This window comes from Acinetobacter sp. ABJ_C4_1 (assembly GCF_044538495.1).
In the GTDB taxonomy this organism is placed as follows: domain Bacteria; phylum Pseudomonadota; class Gammaproteobacteria; order Pseudomonadales; family Moraxellaceae; genus Acinetobacter; species Acinetobacter nosocomialis_A.
In genome coordinates, this window is record NZ_JBIUCQ010000002.1 from 205,274 (window position 1) to 223,050 (window position 17,777).

Annotated in this window: 16 protein-coding genes; 8 read left to right on the forward strand and 8 right to left on the reverse strand. The window is 37.3% G+C overall.

The annotated features are described in order from the left end of the window. Positions 1-80: 80 nt before the first annotated feature. Positions 81-542: a DUF6231 family protein gene (locus ACIF8R_RS03880; protein WP_396479198.1), complete on the reverse strand. Its 462-nt coding sequence runs from the start codon at positions 540-542 to the stop codon at positions 81-83. 39 nt (positions 543-581) lie between these two features. On the opposite strand from ACIF8R_RS03880, the gene ACIF8R_RS03885 reads away from it, so the two are divergent. Further along, positions 582-1,451 (forward strand): DUF2797 domain-containing protein, encoded by an 870-nt coding sequence (locus tag ACIF8R_RS03885; RefSeq protein WP_396463235.1) that lies wholly within the window; start codon positions 582-584, stop codon positions 1,449-1,451. 45 nt (positions 1,452-1,496) lie between these two features. Here ACIF8R_RS03885 and ACIF8R_RS03890 read toward each other — a convergent pair whose 3' ends face one another. Genes ACIF8R_RS03890 through ACIF8R_RS03905 form a run of 4 tightly spaced genes read right to left on the reverse strand, consistent with a single transcriptional unit; the run spans position 1,497 to position 6,530 of the window. Beyond that, a complete protein-coding gene (locus tag ACIF8R_RS03890) occupies positions 1,497-2,615 on the reverse strand; it encodes an ABC transporter permease (RefSeq protein ID WP_396479200.1) in 1,119 nt (372 codons plus the stop codon). Between the two features lie 4 nt (positions 2,616-2,619). After that, a complete protein-coding gene (locus tag ACIF8R_RS03895) occupies positions 2,620-3,744 on the reverse strand; it encodes an ABC transporter permease (protein ID WP_396479202.1) in 1,125 nt (374 codons plus the stop codon). 10 nt (positions 3,745-3,754) lie between these two features. Then, positions 3,755-5,518, reverse strand: a complete 1,764-nt coding sequence (locus ACIF8R_RS03900; RefSeq protein ID WP_396479204.1) for an ATP-binding cassette domain-containing protein — start codon at positions 5,516-5,518, stop codon at positions 3,755-3,757. After that, positions 5,511-6,530, reverse strand: coding sequence for an HlyD family efflux transporter periplasmic adaptor subunit (locus ACIF8R_RS03905; RefSeq protein ID WP_396479206.1), 1,020 nt, complete (start codon positions 6,528-6,530; stop codon positions 5,511-5,513). The genes ACIF8R_RS03900 and ACIF8R_RS03905 overlap by 8 nt, the downstream gene beginning before the upstream one ends. A 124-nt stretch (positions 6,531-6,654) precedes the next feature. Here ACIF8R_RS03905 and ACIF8R_RS03910 point away from each other — a divergent pair, with 124 nt between their 5' ends. Beyond that, positions 6,655-7,302 carry a CerR family C-terminal domain-containing protein gene (locus tag ACIF8R_RS03910; protein ID WP_209048040.1) on the forward strand — a complete coding sequence of 216 codons (648 nt, stop codon included), beginning with the start codon at positions 6,655-6,657 and terminating at the stop codon, positions 7,300-7,302. Here the strand turns inward: ACIF8R_RS03910 and lpxB are convergent. After that, positions 7,299-8,474 (reverse strand): lipid-A-disaccharide synthase, encoded by a 1,176-nt coding sequence (gene lpxB / locus ACIF8R_RS03915; RefSeq protein ID WP_396479208.1) that lies wholly within the window; start codon positions 8,472-8,474, stop codon positions 7,299-7,301. The two genes, ACIF8R_RS03910 and lpxB, sit on opposite strands and share 4 nt — an antisense overlap. 220 nt (positions 8,475-8,694) lie before the next feature. Here lpxB and ACIF8R_RS03920 point away from each other — a divergent pair, with 220 nt between their 5' ends. The 6 genes from ACIF8R_RS03920 (at position 8,695) to ACIF8R_RS03945 (ending at position 15,266) form a co-directional block, all read left to right on the forward strand. Further along, the gene (locus ACIF8R_RS03920) at positions 8,695-10,830 is read left to right on the forward strand and encodes a TonB-dependent siderophore receptor (RefSeq protein ID WP_396479210.1); all 2,136 of its coding nucleotides are present in this window, start codon (positions 8,695-8,697) and stop codon (positions 10,828-10,830) included. A gap of 62 nt (positions 10,831-10,892) precedes the next feature. Further along, positions 10,893-11,192 (forward strand): hypothetical protein, encoded by a 300-nt coding sequence (locus ACIF8R_RS03925; protein ID WP_311087742.1) that lies wholly within the window; start codon positions 10,893-10,895, stop codon positions 11,190-11,192. Beyond that, entirely contained in the window at positions 11,185-12,741 is a 1,557-nt protein-coding gene (locus ACIF8R_RS03930; protein WP_396479212.1) for a PepSY-associated TM helix domain-containing protein, read from the forward strand. The genes ACIF8R_RS03925 and ACIF8R_RS03930 overlap by 8 nt, the downstream gene beginning before the upstream one ends. Further along, positions 12,738-13,034: a DUF1634 domain-containing protein gene (locus ACIF8R_RS03935; protein WP_396463227.1), complete on the forward strand. Its 297-nt coding sequence runs from the start codon at positions 12,738-12,740 to the stop codon at positions 13,032-13,034. Before ACIF8R_RS03930 ends, ACIF8R_RS03935 begins: the two co-directional genes overlap by 4 nt. Before the next feature lie 138 nt (positions 13,035-13,172). Continuing rightward, positions 13,173-14,060 carry a sulfite exporter TauE/SafE family protein gene (locus ACIF8R_RS03940; RefSeq protein ID WP_396463226.1) on the forward strand — a complete coding sequence of 296 codons (888 nt, stop codon included), beginning with the start codon at positions 13,173-13,175 and terminating at the stop codon, positions 14,058-14,060. A gap of 96 nt (positions 14,061-14,156) precedes the next feature. Then, on the forward strand, positions 14,157-15,266 hold the full coding sequence (locus ACIF8R_RS03945; protein WP_396479214.1) for a 3-deoxy-7-phosphoheptulonate synthase: 1,110 nt from the start codon (positions 14,157-14,159) through the stop codon (positions 15,264-15,266). Between the two features lie 74 nt (positions 15,267-15,340). Here the strand turns inward: ACIF8R_RS03945 and ACIF8R_RS03950 are convergent, their stop codons facing one another. Together ACIF8R_RS03950 and ACIF8R_RS03955 are read right to left on the reverse strand one after the other, a co-directional pair. Continuing rightward, positions 15,341-16,084, reverse strand: a complete 744-nt coding sequence (locus tag ACIF8R_RS03950; protein WP_396479216.1) for an adenosylcobinamide-GDP ribazoletransferase — start codon at positions 16,082-16,084, stop codon at positions 15,341-15,343. 106 nt (positions 16,085-16,190) lie between these two features. Next, positions 16,191-17,756: a histidine-type phosphatase gene (locus ACIF8R_RS03955; RefSeq protein WP_396479218.1), complete on the reverse strand. Its 1,566-nt coding sequence runs from the start codon at positions 17,754-17,756 to the stop codon at positions 16,191-16,193. Positions 17,757-17,777: the final 21 nt, after the last annotated feature.

Below are 17,777 nucleotides of genomic sequence, written 5' to 3' on the forward strand. Positions count from 1 at the left end.
TTTATACATGAGCATACGCGTTTTTCTGTTAAGACAGCAAAAGCGAAATTGTTAAATTTTGAAAGAGATTTAGTGGCCCTTTACCAGCGGAATTTATTCCAATTTTCCGGGTTTGCCCAAAACTTTGAGTTAAACCAGTCTGGAACATGTTTATAGGTCAAAATGTTAAATTGCCATAAAGCAAAATCACTATCATGTGAAGTTTTATCAATGAGTTGCGTGAAACCTAAAGAACGTAATAACTGTTCATCACTGCGTTTGCTGACTACAACAATTCGTTTTGCTAATAAATCTCTTAACTTTACTAATAATTGTGATTTTTGCACATCGCCAATGTTTTGCATTTCATCTGTATCAAACAATACAAAACCCAAATCATAACGCTGAGTAAAAGGCAGACTTAAAAGCTCAGTTACGGTAAAATACTGCCATTGAATTGCGTTATTCTGGTCAATTTTCTGGCCAATACAAAGTGCAGTATGAATGGGCTGTTCGTTTGATAAATCGTCTAGCATAGAAGTGATGACATTTTGTTCAGCCATAACTGCAACCCTTAATTGAAAGATGTGAGTTTAAACTTTATGGAACTACAAGGCATTTGCCATAAAATGCATGCAGGCCTAAAAGATGCTAGTGTAACTGATCAACAGACAACCAAGGCAAATGTTGAATACAAATTTGTATTAGACCGTTCAGAAATTGATCTTCCTTTTAATTTAGGACAAGAACTAGAAATCGAATGGACAGGTAATATTTATTGCACATCTTGTGGCACCAAAACACCGAAGTCTTATTCTCAAGGTCACTGCTTTAAATGTTTTAAAACAAAAGCTGAATGTGACCTTTGCATTATGAAACCTGAAACATGCCACTACCACTTAGGTACATGTCGTGAAGATGACTTTGCCCATAATGTGTGTTTCCAACCTCATATTGTATATTTGGCAAACTCAAGTGCTCTAAAAGTAGGTATTACTCGTGTTAGTCATATGCCAAGTCGTTGGTTAGATCAGGGTGCAACTCAAGCCTTACCTATTTTAAAGGTTGGATCACGCCGTTTATCTGGTCAGCTTGAAACCATGTTTGGTTCTTTAATTGCTGATAAAACTGACTGGCGTAAACTCCTAAAGGGTGAAGCTGAACCTTTAAATATGGTTGAACAACGTGATCAGTTAATTGAAGAATTTGCACCTAAAATTCAATCTATTCGTGAAGAATTTAGTCAAAACCTTGAATTTAACGAAACGGTTGAACTACTAGAAAATGAATTGCCACGTGAGTTTGTTTATCCAGTTGAACAATATCCTGAAAAAATTAAGTCTTTAAACCTAGATAAAACACCAAAAATTCGTGGTGTATTACAAGGCATTAAAGGTCAATATCTAATTTTTGATATTGGTGTTATCAATATCCGTAAATATACGGGTTACGAGCTGATCGTACGTGCATAAGTGAAATTTTAAAGCCCCTAATATGGGGCTTTTTAATCAATATACCTAAGATAATCTATTTCTAAATAGCCAAGCTGCCAAAGGCAAAGTGACTATTCCCAGTATAATCATTGGAATAAAGTTGAACTTAACTTGTGCAAAACTTGCACCTTCCAAATAAACTCGTTGTACCAAGTTAATTCCAAACCTTAAAGGATTTGCATAAGTTGCTATTTGTAGTGCTTTTGGCATGTTTTCTACAGGAGTCAATAAGCCTGAAAGTAGCATCAAAGGCATAATGAGTAAAAACGTGAACAACATAGCTTGTTGCATATTTAAAGATAATGCCGAAATTGATAAGCCCACACCAACTACAGCCACATTAAAACTCAATAAACCAAAATAAAGCAGCCCAATAGAGCCATTCATGGGAATTTTAAACCAGAACAAAATAATCAATAAAATAATGGTTGATTGCATCAGCCCTACAAAAATTGGCGGTAAGGCTTTACCAATCATAATTTGTAATGGTGTATACGGTGTCACTAATAACTGATCAAATGTACCTTGCTCACGTTCACGCGCGACCGATAAAGCGGATAAAAGTAATGTTTGCATCATACTTAAGGCCGCAATTAATGAAGGCATGAGGCTCCATCGCGACTCTTGATTTGGGTTGTACCATGTTCTTGTTTCAAGGCTAATCGGCAAAGCTGAGTTAAATTTTTGCTGATTAAACTGACCAACAATTTTATTTAGATATGAACCAGCTACAACAGCAGTTGATGAGTTCCTGCCATCAACAATCACCTGTATAGATGAAATTTGGTTGTTATTTAATTTGTCTTCAAAGTCGGATGGTATCGTAATTACAACCAGTGCCTGACGATTATCAATAACTTGTTTGATTTGATCGGTATATTCAAGTGTTGCAACACGCTTAAAAATACCAGAGCCATCTAATTTTGAGATGAGTTCATGTGAGACCTGCCTATTGCTCTGATCTAAAATTGCATAATCCACATGGTTAACATCATAAGTTGCAGCATAACCGAATAAAAGTGCCTGCATGAGGGCTGGTACAAATAGAATGACTCTATTTGCAGGGTCACTAAAAATGGTTAAGAATTCTTTTTTAACTAAAAAACTTAAATGTTTTAGCCAAGCAATTAGTTGCTGCCACATATCTTTATCTCAACCGTTTTTTCAGTGAAACGTTCACAGCACATATCAAAACAACGATATATCCCAACAGAAAACCGCACTCTTTAAACCATAACTTCCAATCATCACCTCCCATAAATAAGGTTTTAATTAAAATCATAAAATGTGTAGCCGGTAGTAACTGGCTAATAATTTGCACCACTAAAGGTAAATTACGCGTATCAAAAACAAATCCGGAAAGCATCAGTGCGGGCATAAAACTTGCCAATAAGGCAATTTGACTTGCCTGAAACTGACTTTGGGCAAAGCCAGATATAGTTAGACCAAGTAATAACGAGACAATTAAATATAAAAATGAAGCAGATAAAATTGAGAATAATGAACCGCGCATAGGCACTTCAAAAATAAAATATGCAGCAACAAGACAGATCATGATATCAATCATGCCGACCACCACATAGGGAATGAGTTTTGCTAATACAATTTCAAATGGCCGTACAGGCGTAACAAATAAAGCTTCTAGAGTTCCCCGTTCTCTTTCACGGGCAATGAGCAGCCCTGTTAAAAATGCGCCAATTAAAGTTAAAATGAGCACCATTAAGCCAGGGACTAAAAACCACGTACTGTTACCAGATTCGTTAAACCATATTCGTTGTTCAATATTAACGGCGCTTGACGTTGCTAATATTTGCCCACGGTCAACTTGTATAGACGGCGCGGTAGCTAAAGCACCTGCAACATAACCTTCTAAGGCTATTGCTATGGTGGTGGATGTACCATTTAATAATAATTGAACCTTTGCATTACCTTGCTGTGCCTGAGTGGCGAAATCTGAAGGAAAATGCAAAATGGCATCAATTTCCCCATCTCGAATGGCCTGCTCTGCTTCAGGCAAATTATGAAACTCTTGACTGGTTAAATATCGTGAGCCATTTAAACCAGCTAAAGCCTGACTGATTTGTGGTGAGGACTGATCAACGACAACGCCGACTCGGGCCTGATTTAAGTCAAAAGAAAGTCCATAACCAAACAGTAGAATTAAAATAACAGGCAAAACCAGTCCAATCCCGAGGCTGCTTTTATCACGAATGAGCTGCTTAGTTTCTTTACGAACTAACGCTGTCAATCGATTCCAAAATCCAAAGCTCATTGTAGACCTCCTAACCAACGTGCCTTAACGCGCGTGCTTGTTCCACAATTGCTATAAAAGCCTCATTCATGTCAGCAATAGGTTTATCTTTACTTGCCAATTTACGGACTTGTTGGGGAGACCCTAAGGCCAATAACTTTCCAGCATCTTGTATGGCAATGCGGTCGCAATATTCTGCCTCCTCCATAAAATGCGTCGTAATAATGATGGTAATGCCCTGATTTGCCAGTTCACCAATGCTGTACCAAAATGATCGCCGTGCAAGCGGGTCAATTCCACTCGTAGGTTCATCTAAAAATAAAATTTCTGGTTCATGTAATAGAGCTGCAGCCATAGATAGGCGTTGTTTATACCCACCCGGTAAATCACCACTTTTACTATGCGGTTTTAAATCGTATTGCCGTAAGGCTTTATCAATTTGTTGATTTAGTTTTTTGCCAGATAAACCATAGGCTCCACCAAAAAACTTCAAGTTTTCCAAGACAGTTAAATTGCTATACAGTGCAAATTTTTGAGAGACATACCCCACTTTGGCTCTTGCCTCAGCACGAGCTGTCCGTAAATTTTTACCAGCAACTTCCAAATACCCGCTACTTGCTGGTAGCAATCCACATAACATTCGAAATGTTGTGGTTTTACCCGCGCCATTGGGTCCAAGTAATCCAAATATTTCGCCACGTTGTACAGTAAATGAAGTATTGGCAACAGCAGTAAAATCTCCAAAAGTTCGGACTAAATCTTTAACTACAATGATAGGTTGCTCTGATTTTAAATTATTGTTTTGTTCTAATTGAAAAGCTTGATCAGAAATAGGTATATGTTTTGGTTGCTTTTGAGCCTGCTGCAACAGCATCATAAACGCATCTTCAAGTTCAGGTGGTCGTGTATTGGCTTTTAGCCCTTCAGGTAAAGTATCGGCTGATAGCTCTTTTTGACAACTAATAAAGTTGACTTGTTCACCCTTTGGAACAGCATCGATAATCTCTATATGGTTATCAAGTAACTGGGCTTGTAAGGCCCGAGCTTTAATTTGTTCTGAAGGTTTTATATTCCATGTTTGTCCATGTGCTATTTCTTTTAATTGTTCAGGTGAACCTTGTTTTAAAATTTTGCCTTCGTGCATGATATACACGTAAGCACATTTTTCTGCTTCATCCATATAAGCAGTACTTATAATTACGCTTAAGTTTTCTTCTTGAACAAGCTGTTCAATAATGATCCATAAATCCCGTCTTGATAAAGGGTCCACCCCAACACTAGGCTCGTCAAGTAAGAGCAACTCTGGGGAACGGACTAAAGTACATGCCAGCCCTAGTTTTTGTTTCATCCCACCAGAAAGTTGGCCTGCTAGACGTTGAGTAAATTGAGTAAGATCCGTTATTTCCAATAAACGTTTAAATCTTTGGCTACGTACATCCTTTGGAACGCCATGTAAGTCGGCATATAGATCTAAATTCTCTTGTACACTTAAGTCTTCATAGAGTCCAAAGCGTTGTGGCATATAACTAATACGGTCTTGTACAGCTTGCGGATTTTTACTCACGTCAATTCCAAGTACATTTAATGAACCAGAAGTGGCTTTATATAGTCCTGCAATTAATCTTAATAAAGTTGTTTTCCCCGAACCATCTGGACCTACCAAAGCAGTAAGCTCTCCTTTGTTAATTTGCATATTCAAATCAACAATTGCCGTAATTTCTGTTGTCTTTTTACTCTCAGCCTTAAAAGTCATGAACAAATTTTTAACTTGAACCACTGCTTTTTCATCAGTCATGAGCTTTCTCACCTGAAGCAAGTGGCACTTTTACAGTCACAGGTTGCCCCATTTTCAATTGATCATGCGGATCATTTACATAGACCCTAACCTCATAAACCAGTGTTGTTCTAATCTCTTCAGTTTGTACTGTTTTTGGCGTGAACTCAGCTACTGAAGATATATAGCCAATTTTTCCATTGATAGGTTGATTGGGATCAGAATCACGAATAACTTGGGCCGTACCGCCCATCTTGATAGAACTTAAATCTTGTTCGTTTACATACACACGAATCCATTTGGGATCGGTCAAAGCCAATGTATAAACGGCCTTTTGCGCAGTTGTCATATCGCCAACTTCTTGTAACCGAGCTCGTACCACTGCATTTACAGGAGACTTTAGTTCAGCTTGAGTAAGGTTATAGTTAATTAGATCTAAATTAGCTTTGGTTACTTCATACTGTGCTTTGGTCGCTTCACGATCTTCTTTTCTAGCACCTTTAATGATCAATTCTAAATTAGCTTGTCTTTCACGGACCGCTGCCTCGGCACTATCTTTATTACTTTTGGCATAGTCTAACTCTTGTTGGCTAATGGCCCGACCATCCGTACTGCTCACCAATATTTGTAACCTTTGCAAGTTTTTGTTGGTTTTATCAAGTTCAGCTTGGGCAGATGCAAGTTGTGCTTTTGCTTGAGTAATTTCTTCAGGACGAGCTCCTACGTCTTGTTTAACAATTGCCTCTTGTTGAGCTTTAAGTCGTGCTTGAGCTTGCTTTGCCTGAATATGTAGTGCATTGGTATTAAGAGTCGCTAGTACTTGCCCAGCTTTAACTTTATCACCTTCTTGAACTAACAGTTTCTCTATACGGCCAGATTGTTCAAATGCAAGTGAAACTTGGCGAATATCAACATTCCCATATAATGTTAATACATTATCTTTTTGATTCTTATTATTATATTTCCATGCCCAAAAGCCGACGATAACCACAGCTATAACAACCAAGACGATGGCAATTACTTTTTTATTCATCTTATTGGCCTTCTTATTAAATTCAAATTTTCTTAGTTTAAATTCAATTTAAATTTAAATTTAAATTACTCCAATCTTTGAATAAAAGATATACTTTTATGGTGAATAAAAATTAGGTTTAAATATGTCCAGATCTAGACGAAGTGATGGTGACTTAACCAAGTCCAAAATTATTGAGGCAGCAGGACCTTTAATTGCCCAATATGGTTTTGCAAAGACAGCGAACAAAACAATTGCTAATGCTGCGAATGTCGATTTGGCTGCCATTAATTATCACTTTGATGGTCGAGATGGGCTATATCAAGCCGTTTTAGTGGAAGCTCACGCTCACTATCTAGATGAAAAATATTTATTAGAACTTGTTGAAAGCACTCACTCACCAGAAGAAAAGCTGAGCTTATTACTTGAAACTTTGCTGCATAAGTTAACTGAAAAAGATGTCTGGCATGGCAAAGTCTTTATTCGTGAGTTGTTCTCACCTTCTGAACATTTATTAAGTTTTATTGAACTTGCAGGTATGAGGAAATTTTTTCTTATTCGTAAGCTCATTAGTCAAGTTGCTGGTTTAGATGAAAATAATCCAGCTGTTTTGCCTTGTATTTTAAGTGTGATGACACCTTGCATGATGCTCATTATTGCCGGACCAAATGCTCAAGCACCTGAGCCACTTAAAAATATTGCTCAGATGCCATTACATGATTTAGTTGAACATTTTAAAAAATTTTCATTGGCAGGATTAAAAGCAATTAGCCAATCAAATCTTAAAAATTAGCGATTTAAACATTGCAAAATGGCTTGTACCGGATCTTCTGTATTTCCAGAAATAAGCTGTTTATGCATAGTTAAATGTTGCATTACCTGAATTTGAGCCGTCTCAACATTCATTAGTTTTTCTATTTCAGCTGCTAAATTTTCCGGTGTGGCATCCGCCTGAATCAGCTCTTCAATGACTTTCTTACCCGCAATAATATTCGGTAAAGAATAATAAGGAATTTTCACCAAAAGCTTAGCAATTAAATAAGTTAACCAATGCAATTTATAGAAAGTGACCATTGGTCTATGCATGAGCATGGCTTCTAGTGTCGCCGTCCCAGAAGCTAAAGCAATGATATCACTTGCATTCATGACCATACGGCCAATTTTAGATTCACTATCAGTATTTTCTAAAATATGAATGCAGGCCTTTAAATGAGGTGCTAATTGTTCAACACCCTGCTCAATCTGTTGCTTACGGGCATCATTAATTGCTGGAATTAAAAATTGGATGTCTGGATATTTTGTATGCAAAATATTAGCAGCACCCAGCAGCATAGGAAGGAGTCGCTCTACTTCACCTTTTCGACTACCTGGTAACAAAGCAATATGCTTCTGATTTTCATTAAGACCTAATTGCTGCTTAGCAATTTGAATTGGGTTCTCAAGTGGCAATTGTTTAGCTAGCGGATGTCCTACAAATGCTGCTGGAACTTCGTATCGTTCATAGAAAACTTTTTCAAAAGGAAATAAGCAAAGTACTAAATCTATGCTCTGCTTAATGCCATGAACACGCCCTTGGCGCCACGCCCAAACAGACGGACTGACATATTGAACTGTTTTTATTGGAAGACTCTTTTCTTTAATACTTTTCGAAAGTCTAAGATTAAAATCTGGTGCATCAATACCAATAAATATATCAACTGGATGCTGAGTCCATTGGTTAATTAAACCATCTCGAACGGCGAATAGCTTTTTTAAGTCTTTTAAAACCTCAACAATCCCCATCACAGACAGAGTTTCCATTGAGTAATAACTGTTAAAACCTTCAGCAATCATTTGGGGTCCACCGATTCCCTCAAATTCAGCATCGATTCCGTGCTCCCGGAAGCTACGCATGAGTTTCACACCCAGTGTATCTCCAGAAACTTCCCCAACTACAATGCCTATTTTAAGTTTTCGATTTGCCAAGGCGAGTTACCCAAAAATTTGAAATAATGCATTCTAGCATAGAGGCTTATTAATCTTGAACTTGCTAAATACATGTGGCTAAAGCCAGTGAATGCACACCACAATCTAAAATTACATTCATGCCCTATCTTTTAATCTAAATTAACAATGTGATTTGAATTGTAGCTTACTTTTACAAACAATAAAATAAATGAGAATTATTTACATTATCTTTACTATTATGACCTTTCCACCTCGACCATTTAAACTTTCTGTAATCGCCTGCGCGATTTGTTATGTAAATCTCACTTATGCTCAAGACGCAGATATACAAGCTTTGCAGACGATTCAAGTTAAAGCGACAAGTACAGAACAATCTTCTGAACAAACCAAAGCATATAATGTTAAAAACTCGAGTAGCGCAACCAAGCTTAATATTGAGGCTAAAGAAACTCCTCAAACTATTAATGTCGTTACTCGTCAACAAATTGAAGACTTTGGTCTTACTAGCACCCGAGATGTTCTAAACAATACACCCGGAGTCACAGTAACCAATCAGGAAACAGAGCGAACTACTTATATGGCTCGCGGTTTTGAGATTTCAAATATATTGACTGACGGCGTAGGTTTCCCCCTCTCAGGTTATAACTATAACAATACCAATCCTGATACTTATTTTTATGATCGTGTAGAAGTCGTTAAAGGTGCTGACTCTTTAACGAACGCATTTGGTGACCCAAGTGCAACAATCAATAATATTAGAAAGCGTCCAACTCAAGAATTTCAAGCAAGCGGCGGTATAAGTTATGGGTCTTGGGATACTCAGCGTTATGAAGCAGATGTATCTGGCTCAATTCTACCGAGTGGAAAAGTCCGTGGCCGTATTATGGGCTATGAGCAAACTGGTGATTCTTACCTTGACCGATATTCTTCAGAGAAAAATGGTTTCGCTGGTATTGTGGAAGCTGATTTAACAGATACCACGTTACTTACCGTAGGTTATAGCCAAGAAAAAAATAAACCGAATGCAAACAACTGGGGTGCTCTACCCTTACTGGGTGCTAACGGCAAACAAATTTCATATGACCGCTCATATAACCCAAACCCTGACTGGGCACATTGGGATAATGAAACACAAAATGCTTTTGTTGAATTAAAACAGAAAATTAATGATCAATGGGCAGCTAAGCTGACTTATAACTATCTTGATAGTAAACATAATAGTCGCCTTCTTTATTATTATGGTTATCCAAAAGCTGATGGTTCAGGAGTGTCTTTGACACCATGGGGTGGTCAAGAGCATCAAGAACAACATGCTGTAGATTTTAACCTTGAGGGAACTTATAAGCTCTTTAACCAAGAGCATGAAGCAACTTTAGGCTATAACTATGTACGTAGTCGTCAGCACGATAAACAATCTACAGGAACAATTAACGACAGTAATGTTATCAATTCGACCACTACAAACTGGGCCAGCTGGACGCCTCAATCTATAACGTGGTCAGATTTCACGGAAGCCGCGAACTATACGCAAAATATAGATTCAGTCTATGCTGCTACACGTTTACATCTTAATGAAGATTTAAAACTTTTACTTGGTGCAAACTATGTGAGAGCCGAGAGTAAGGGCGAAAGCTATGGTTCACCCATGGTATATAGTGAGAGTAAAGTTTCACCCTATGCTGGCTTAACCTATAACTTTACGCCTGAATATACAGGTTATATGAGTTATACCTCAATTTTCCGTCCACAAACTGGTATTGATCAAGATACCAACCAGGCTTTAAAACCTGTTGAGGGTAAAAGCTATGAAATGGGCGTAAAAAGCTCGTGGTTAGATGACCGTTTAACCGGCACCCTTTCAGTATTTAAAACCGAACAAAACAATTACCCACTACGTAACTCGGACGGAAATCCACTTAATCGAAAAGTACCAACCAGTGATTTAGAGTCACAAGGTGTAGAAGTCGGCTTATCTGGTCAAATCACTGATAACGTCAATCTTGCTTTTGGTTATGCTCAATTTAGTATTAAAGATATTAAAAATGGTGGTGAAGCGAGAACGTATAATCCGAACCAAACCCTTAACTTGCTGACGACCTATACACCATCAGTTTTACCTAAGCTAAAAGTTGGTGCAGGCTTACAATGGCAAGACGCCGTGAAACTGTATGACTCGACAGCAAACAGCACCATTAAACAAGATTCTTATGCTTTGGTGAATTTAATGGCGAGCTATGAAGTGAATGACCACATTACGCTTCAAGCCAACGGTAATAATATTTTCGATAAGAAATATTTATATAGTTTCCCTAATGGTCAAGGCTTTTATGGACCCTCAGCTAACTATACAGTTGCTGTAAAGTTTAAATATTAATCGCACAGCCAACTCCAGTTTAGGCGTTGGCTTTCTTTTTATTTTTTTATGTGCCAGTAAAGATGTCCAAAACTTTAAACCTCCCTATGTCATATCGCATAAAAGTTTTCTATCGATTCTTAGTCGTTTTCGGTATGGGTTATGCCTGTATGGCTTATTTAAGTCTTGGTCTTACTGGCATTTTTCATTTGACTCTAGACAAACCTGAAGCCATTTATTTGGCAGCATTTATCTCTATTTTGTTTTATGTACTTTTCGTGCTTTTAGGTTTCTGCATCCAATCATTATGGAAATTGACTGGACTATCAATTGCGCTATGCGCCCTTTTCTTTTTTGTGACACGGATGGTGAGTTATGCATAAAGGTATACGCCAATCTATGGCATGGCTCCACTCATGGACTGGCTTAATATTTGGATGGCTCGTATTTACTATTTTTTTAATGGGTAGTTTGTCGTATTACCGCCATGAAGTTAATTTGTGGATGCAACCACAACTTGCACAATATGAAATAAAACAAGATGTAGCAATTAAAACGGCATATCAATACTTACAGAAACACGCTCCAGATGCCAAATCTTGGTATTTAACTGTTGCTACCGTAGAAAGCCCCGTTAACACCATGTATTGGGAAAAATCTGACGGTGGTTATGGAAATGCCACACTCGATGCAAACACAGGTCAACAACTAAAACTTTCGGCAACCGAAGGTGGTGACTTCTTTTATCGTTTCCACTATCAACTTTTTGGTGTTCCGATATTAATTGGACGGCTAGTTGTATCTTTAGCAGCTTTTATTATGTTGATCGCCTTAGTCTCGGGCATTATTACCCATAAAAAAATCTTTACCGATTTTTTTACCTTACGCACCTTTAAGTCTCAGCGTTCATGGCTAGATTTTCACAATGTATCATCTGTTCTTGCATTACCATTCTTTTTGACTATTACTTTTACAGGCTTAGCTATTTTCTTTTATTTATATCTACCTTGGGGAATGCAAAAACTCTATCCAGAGAATCCATATCAATATTTTACAGAAATTCGCACAAAGACTGTCTCTGAGAACCAATCGATTCAACCTGCTCAAAACTTAGCGATTGAGAAGTTATTGAGTCAAGTTCAGCAACGTTGGGGAAATCAAACTTTAGAAACTATGAGTGTTAAAAACCCAAATACTAATCAGGCTCAAATTACGTTTATTCAGCAAGAAGATCGCTCTATTACCCGTAATCAAGCACAAATCACCCTAGACGCTACAACCGCTAAAGTCTTAAGTGATACGCGTAATCATAGTGCCGTTGCCACACTTTATGCGGGAGTATATGGTTTGCACATGGCAACTTTTGCTCAACCTTTACTTCGCTTAGGATTGTTTTTTTCTGGCATTTTAGGTTGTGTGATGATTGCGTCTGGCTTATTACTTTGGAGCCTTAAACGCCAACTTCAAAATAAAAATACTAAGTTTCATTTCGGGCATTATTTAGTTGACCGTTTAAATGTTGCCACATTTGTAGGCTTGCCTTGTGCAACCATTGCTTATTTATATGCAAATCGATTATTTACCATCACCACAACTACAATCAATTATGAAATTTATAGCTTCTTTTTAGTGTGGCTGATGAGCTTAGTTATTGCCTTAATCACTAAAAAGCAGCATTTGTGGCGAACTCAACTGAGTATTTTTATTGTGCTTTGTATTGTACTTCCAATCTTAAATCTAAGCTATTTACTCAAATATGATTACATTCGAAGCCTCAGCGACTATTGGAACTTTGCTCGTGTAGACGTTTTTTTCTGGTTATTTGCAGCTTTAGCACTCTTCATATTCTGCAAAATTAGACCTATTCAGTATAAAGCTGTAGAAAAAATTCAAAAAAAGCTGAATAAGTTAAATATTGAGGTGAATTCATGATGATTTTTGTTTTTGTCCTGACTTTGCTGGGTATGTATTTATTATTCATATCTAGCGAGAAATATCGATCACCGAAATCAACGGGTCATTTCAAATCGTTGGCTCAAAAATATTATTCATTTTTGAGGATATCGGCCTTTTTACTATTTGCGTTGAGCGGGTTTATTCTCATCAAAAAATATGGTTTTTCAATTGGTTTTGTCAGCTGGTGGATCTTTGCAACACCCCTTACTTTTTTACTCATACTTTGGCTTAACCCATTGAGAGCTTTGAAATCATCATCCAAGTCATGAATTTGAATAAAACTTCATCAAAATAGGCATATTTTTGATTGCTTAGCGTTTTTTTGCATAAGTAAATCATTATTCATGACAACTGTTTATCTCTAAAAGGAATAAGATATCTGCGTTTCGTGATAAGTGGCGATAAAGATGTCTGGTGCTTTTGAATTTATCTTAGCGGGTATGTTAGTTGGTTTCTGTGTAGGGATTACAGGAGTTGGTGGTGGGTCATTAATGACACCAATTTTAATTGGTCTTTTTAGAATTGAACCTCATATCGCAATTGGTACCGATTTACTTTATGCCGCAATTTCAAAGTTCTGTGGATCAATGGTTCACGCAAAAAAACTCAATATTGTGTGGCCTATCGTTTTATGGCTAGCAGTCGGTAGTATTCCTGCATCTTTCGGTACTGCTTGGGTATTGGAACATTATTTAAGTCAGTCAACACACTATAAAGCCGTTTTAACAATGGTTTTAGGCTTTATGCTGACCTTGACTGGTGTTTCTATTATTTTCCGTTCTCGTATTGAAAAGTTCTTCAGTAAATTCCGAAATAAAGAAATTACTCATGCTGAAAATGAGCAATTAGCTGTTCAAAACAAGCGTACCTATATTGTCATTATGGGCATCATTTTAGGTGTATTCGTAACCTTATCGTCTGTTGGTGCTGGTGCCTTTGGTATTATGGCACTTGTGATTATGTTCCCGAACTTACCAATGATTCGAATTATTGGGTCAGATGTAGTACATGCCGTATTACTTACCCTAGTTGCTGGTCTTGGACATATGAGTGCGGGTAACGTCGACTTTATGCTACTTATGTGGTTATTGGTGGGTTCTATTCCGGCAATTATTATTGGGACATTAATTAGCTCTCGTATGCCGGAACGCTTAATCCGAAAAATTCTAGGGATTACCCTATTTGCCCTCGGTGTTAACTTTATGGTTCACCCAGTCAAAGCCAAACCAAAAGCAGCTGTGGTACAACAACAAGCAGTAGTTGCTGAAAAAACAAGCAACTCGACTGAAAGATAGTAAAATCAATAGGATTTTTCCAAACTGAAATACCATGAGATGTAGCATTTTCATAATTATTTCATGGTATATTCAGTACACAAAACAACCTTTAGTATGATCAAACCAGTGACAGCAATGACTACACATTCAAATTCCGTTTCCAAGCCAGATATCGACGACGTTAATATTAAAAGCATCCAAACTCTTGTAACACCTGCCGAGCTTAAGTCAGAACTTCCTTTATCTGATGTTGCTTCACAAACTGTTCTAAAAGGTCGCGAAACTATTCGTAATATTTTAGATGGTTCAGATAAACGTTTATTTGTCGTTATTGGTCCTTGCTCTATTCATGATCCAAAAGCTGCTCACGAATATGCTGACCGCTTAAAAGCGTTAAGCGAAAAGGTTAAAGATACTTTATATCTAGTTATGCGTGTTTATTTTGAAAAACCACGTACAACAATTGGTTGGAAAGGTCTAATCAATGACCCAGATATGAATGACTCATTTAACATCGAAAAAGGTTTACGTATTGGTCGTAAGCTTTTGCTTGAGTTAAATGAAAAAGGTTTACCTTGTGCAACTGAAGCACTTGACCCTAACTCTCCACAGTACTACCAAGATTTAATTTCATGGTCTGCTATTGGTGCACGTACAACCGAGAGCCAAACTCACCGTGAAATGTCTTCTGGCTTATCATCACCAGTAGGTTTTAAAAATGGTACAGACGGCGGTTTAACTGTCGCAACCAATGCCATGCAGTCTGTTAAATATGGCCATAGTTTCTTAGGCTTAAATGAAGACGGTCAGGTTTCAATTATTAATACAAATGGTAATCCTTATGCACACGTAGTATTACGTGGCGGTAATGGTAAGCCAAACTACGATGCTGGCTCTGTTGCAGAAGCAGAAAATGCTTTAGCAAAAGCAAAAGTTAGCAACAAAATCATGATCGATGCGAGTCATGCTAACTCAAATAAAGACCCGTACTTACAACCACTTGTTCTTAAGAACATTACTGAACAGATTTTAGATGGCAATAAGTCAATCGTAGGTATTATGGTTGAAAGTCACCTAAAAGGCGGCCGCCAAGATATTCCTGAAAATCTTTGCGACCTTGAATATGGTAAATCAGTAACTGATGGTTGTATTGATTGGGAAACTACTGAAAAGACATTGCTTGAAATGCATGAAGCTTTAAAAGAAGTTTTACCAAACCGTTAATTCATGCTTTTAAGATGAAAATTAAGCCCTCAAAAATGAGGGCTTTTTTTATTTTGTTTGGGCGGAGTTCAATATCAAACTAAATAAAAATAACTTACGCCAAAAGTAAACAGCAGTACAGTTTCACTAATCTCAATCGCTGCACCGATGGTATCCCCTGTAATACCACCTATTCGTTTTATAAACAGATATCTTAAATAAATCAGGCTTATTAAAAAACCAATAATGGCAATAAGCCCTTGCAACTCCCAATACAAAGGTAGCAGCAGAACAAACCCAGTTATTATCCATGAAGCAGTTTTGGGCAAATGGTCTGTCAAAGAACGGCCTAAGCCTTTTTCGCGAACATATGGTGTAGTTAAAAACAAAATAGATGGCACCACACGTCCAAATGCAGGAACAAATACTAAGAATAGCGTTTGATGTTGTTCAATCAACACATAAATCAGTGCAAATTTGAGTAAACAAATAATAACTAAGCCAAGTACTCCAATTGGACCACAACTTGGATCCTTCATGATTTGTAAAGTACGTTGTTTATCTCCAAAACCACCTACCCACGCATCAGCAGTATCGGCCAGTCCATCTAAATGCAGTCCACCTGTTAGCCAAATCCATAAAGTGAGTATGATTGCCGAAAGTAAAACAATCGGGAGTTTGGCTAAAAGACAAGCGGCAATAAAAAGAATGCCACCAATAACCAGCCCAACCAGCGGATAGAACAAAATAGCTCGACCATTTTGTTGCGCCGTCGGTATAGTTTTTAACTCAATAGGCAGAACAGTTAAAAATTGCAATGCTATCCAAAAAGGTGTCATATCCAAGTCTCTAACTGATCTATATTTAAAAGCAAATTGGATTATGAAGAAATAAAAATAGGAATAGCAATCCCTATTCCCATTAAGGACTCCAAAAACTGAAAATCTATTGCATTTGATAGCACTGTTTCAATTTGATGTAGTCGTAGTAAAAACTGGTTGGTGTATAACGTGCATAGTTACATGCAGATTTGAACAAAGTTTCTTTTTCGTTATAAAGCATTTTAACCAAAGTAGTCCCTTGGCTATTTTGGTAAATATCCCACTGTACATTAGCGGCCATAGGTGAAACCACTTCACCACGCCATGTGCTTGTTGAATAGTTATAAGTCTGGCGTAGTGGTAAAGGCTGCATCATATTATGCAAATCTAAGCTGGTTGCTAGAGGAATAATAATTTCAGCATGAGCAAAGCGTAAAACTGCTTTATATGGTTGAGCTTTATTTACAACCGCATCAACTTGTTGGAACAGGTCCTGTTTAAGCCCTTGAGCAATTTCACTTGTAACTTGGTTTGACTCTGCGAAACTTGGGCCTTTTTCATAAAAATCATTGGCATCATTAAATTCAGCATAAAATTTTGCAGCGTCTAAAGGCATATATTTATCAAAATCAATACCTTTCAATTCATCTTTCATACCACCAGAAATTGAATAAAGCTCATAAATATAAGCTGCTGCATCTACTGCACTAGCAATTGTATTTTTGCCCTTACCTTTTTCTGTAACTTGGTCACCTTTTGGTGAAGTTACTGTAAAAGATCCATTATTACTAAAGCTATAACCTGTTGTACCGAGTTTTTTAATAAAGTCTGCTTTAAAAATCGGATTAAGTACAATTTGGGCAATTTTTTCTGCCTGAGTATTTTTTGATAACTCACTCAACTTTTGGGCTAAATCTTTATTATTTGCTTCGAAATCTTGATAAGCCTGACTCGCATCATAAATTTTTTGTTGGCTAGCACTCAATGGCTGAGTCAAATCTTCAGTCGCATTTAGACTATGAAAATAAAGTTTAAAACGGTCAACACCACCATCTACAACACTTGGAACACTTGAACTCGATAAACTGGTATAAGTCACAGGAACAATTTTATCTTTAAGCTGGGGTTGTTGTTTAATCAATTCAGCAGTGAAGAATTTAGCACTATCCACCGCACGATCTACCCCAGAACTTTGTACCAATATAGATGTTTGAGAGTTTACAAGTGTTGGTAAGCGTTGTAATAATCGGTCAGCAATGCCACGGTGTTCTAAAATACCAGTCATGGTTTCATTTCCGTAACCATACTGGCGAATACCTTCCACACCATAACCTAACAGGATATTGGCTTTCATCATTGCTTCTAAGTCAGCACCTAACTGCTCACCTAACGGCGTTAAAGCATTTTCTGCTTTGGCCTGTTTCCATAAATTATAAAGTGCTAAATCATATTTCAGACTTGATAAACCTCTTGAACCGTGACGTGCCACTAATTCTGTAAAAACTGGTTGGAACCCATTTGGTGCTTGTTCATAGCTTTTTAGGTCTTGTTGCGGTTGATAAGGTGTTTTGGTTTGATAATATTTCGATGAGTTTGTAGGTGTAGTCTGAACTTCTTGCTCATCATTATTATTACAGGCTACAAGCAATATGGTTGTGGCAAGCAAGGTCGTTTTAAATAAAATATTCATAAGTCAAATAGGCTATTAATA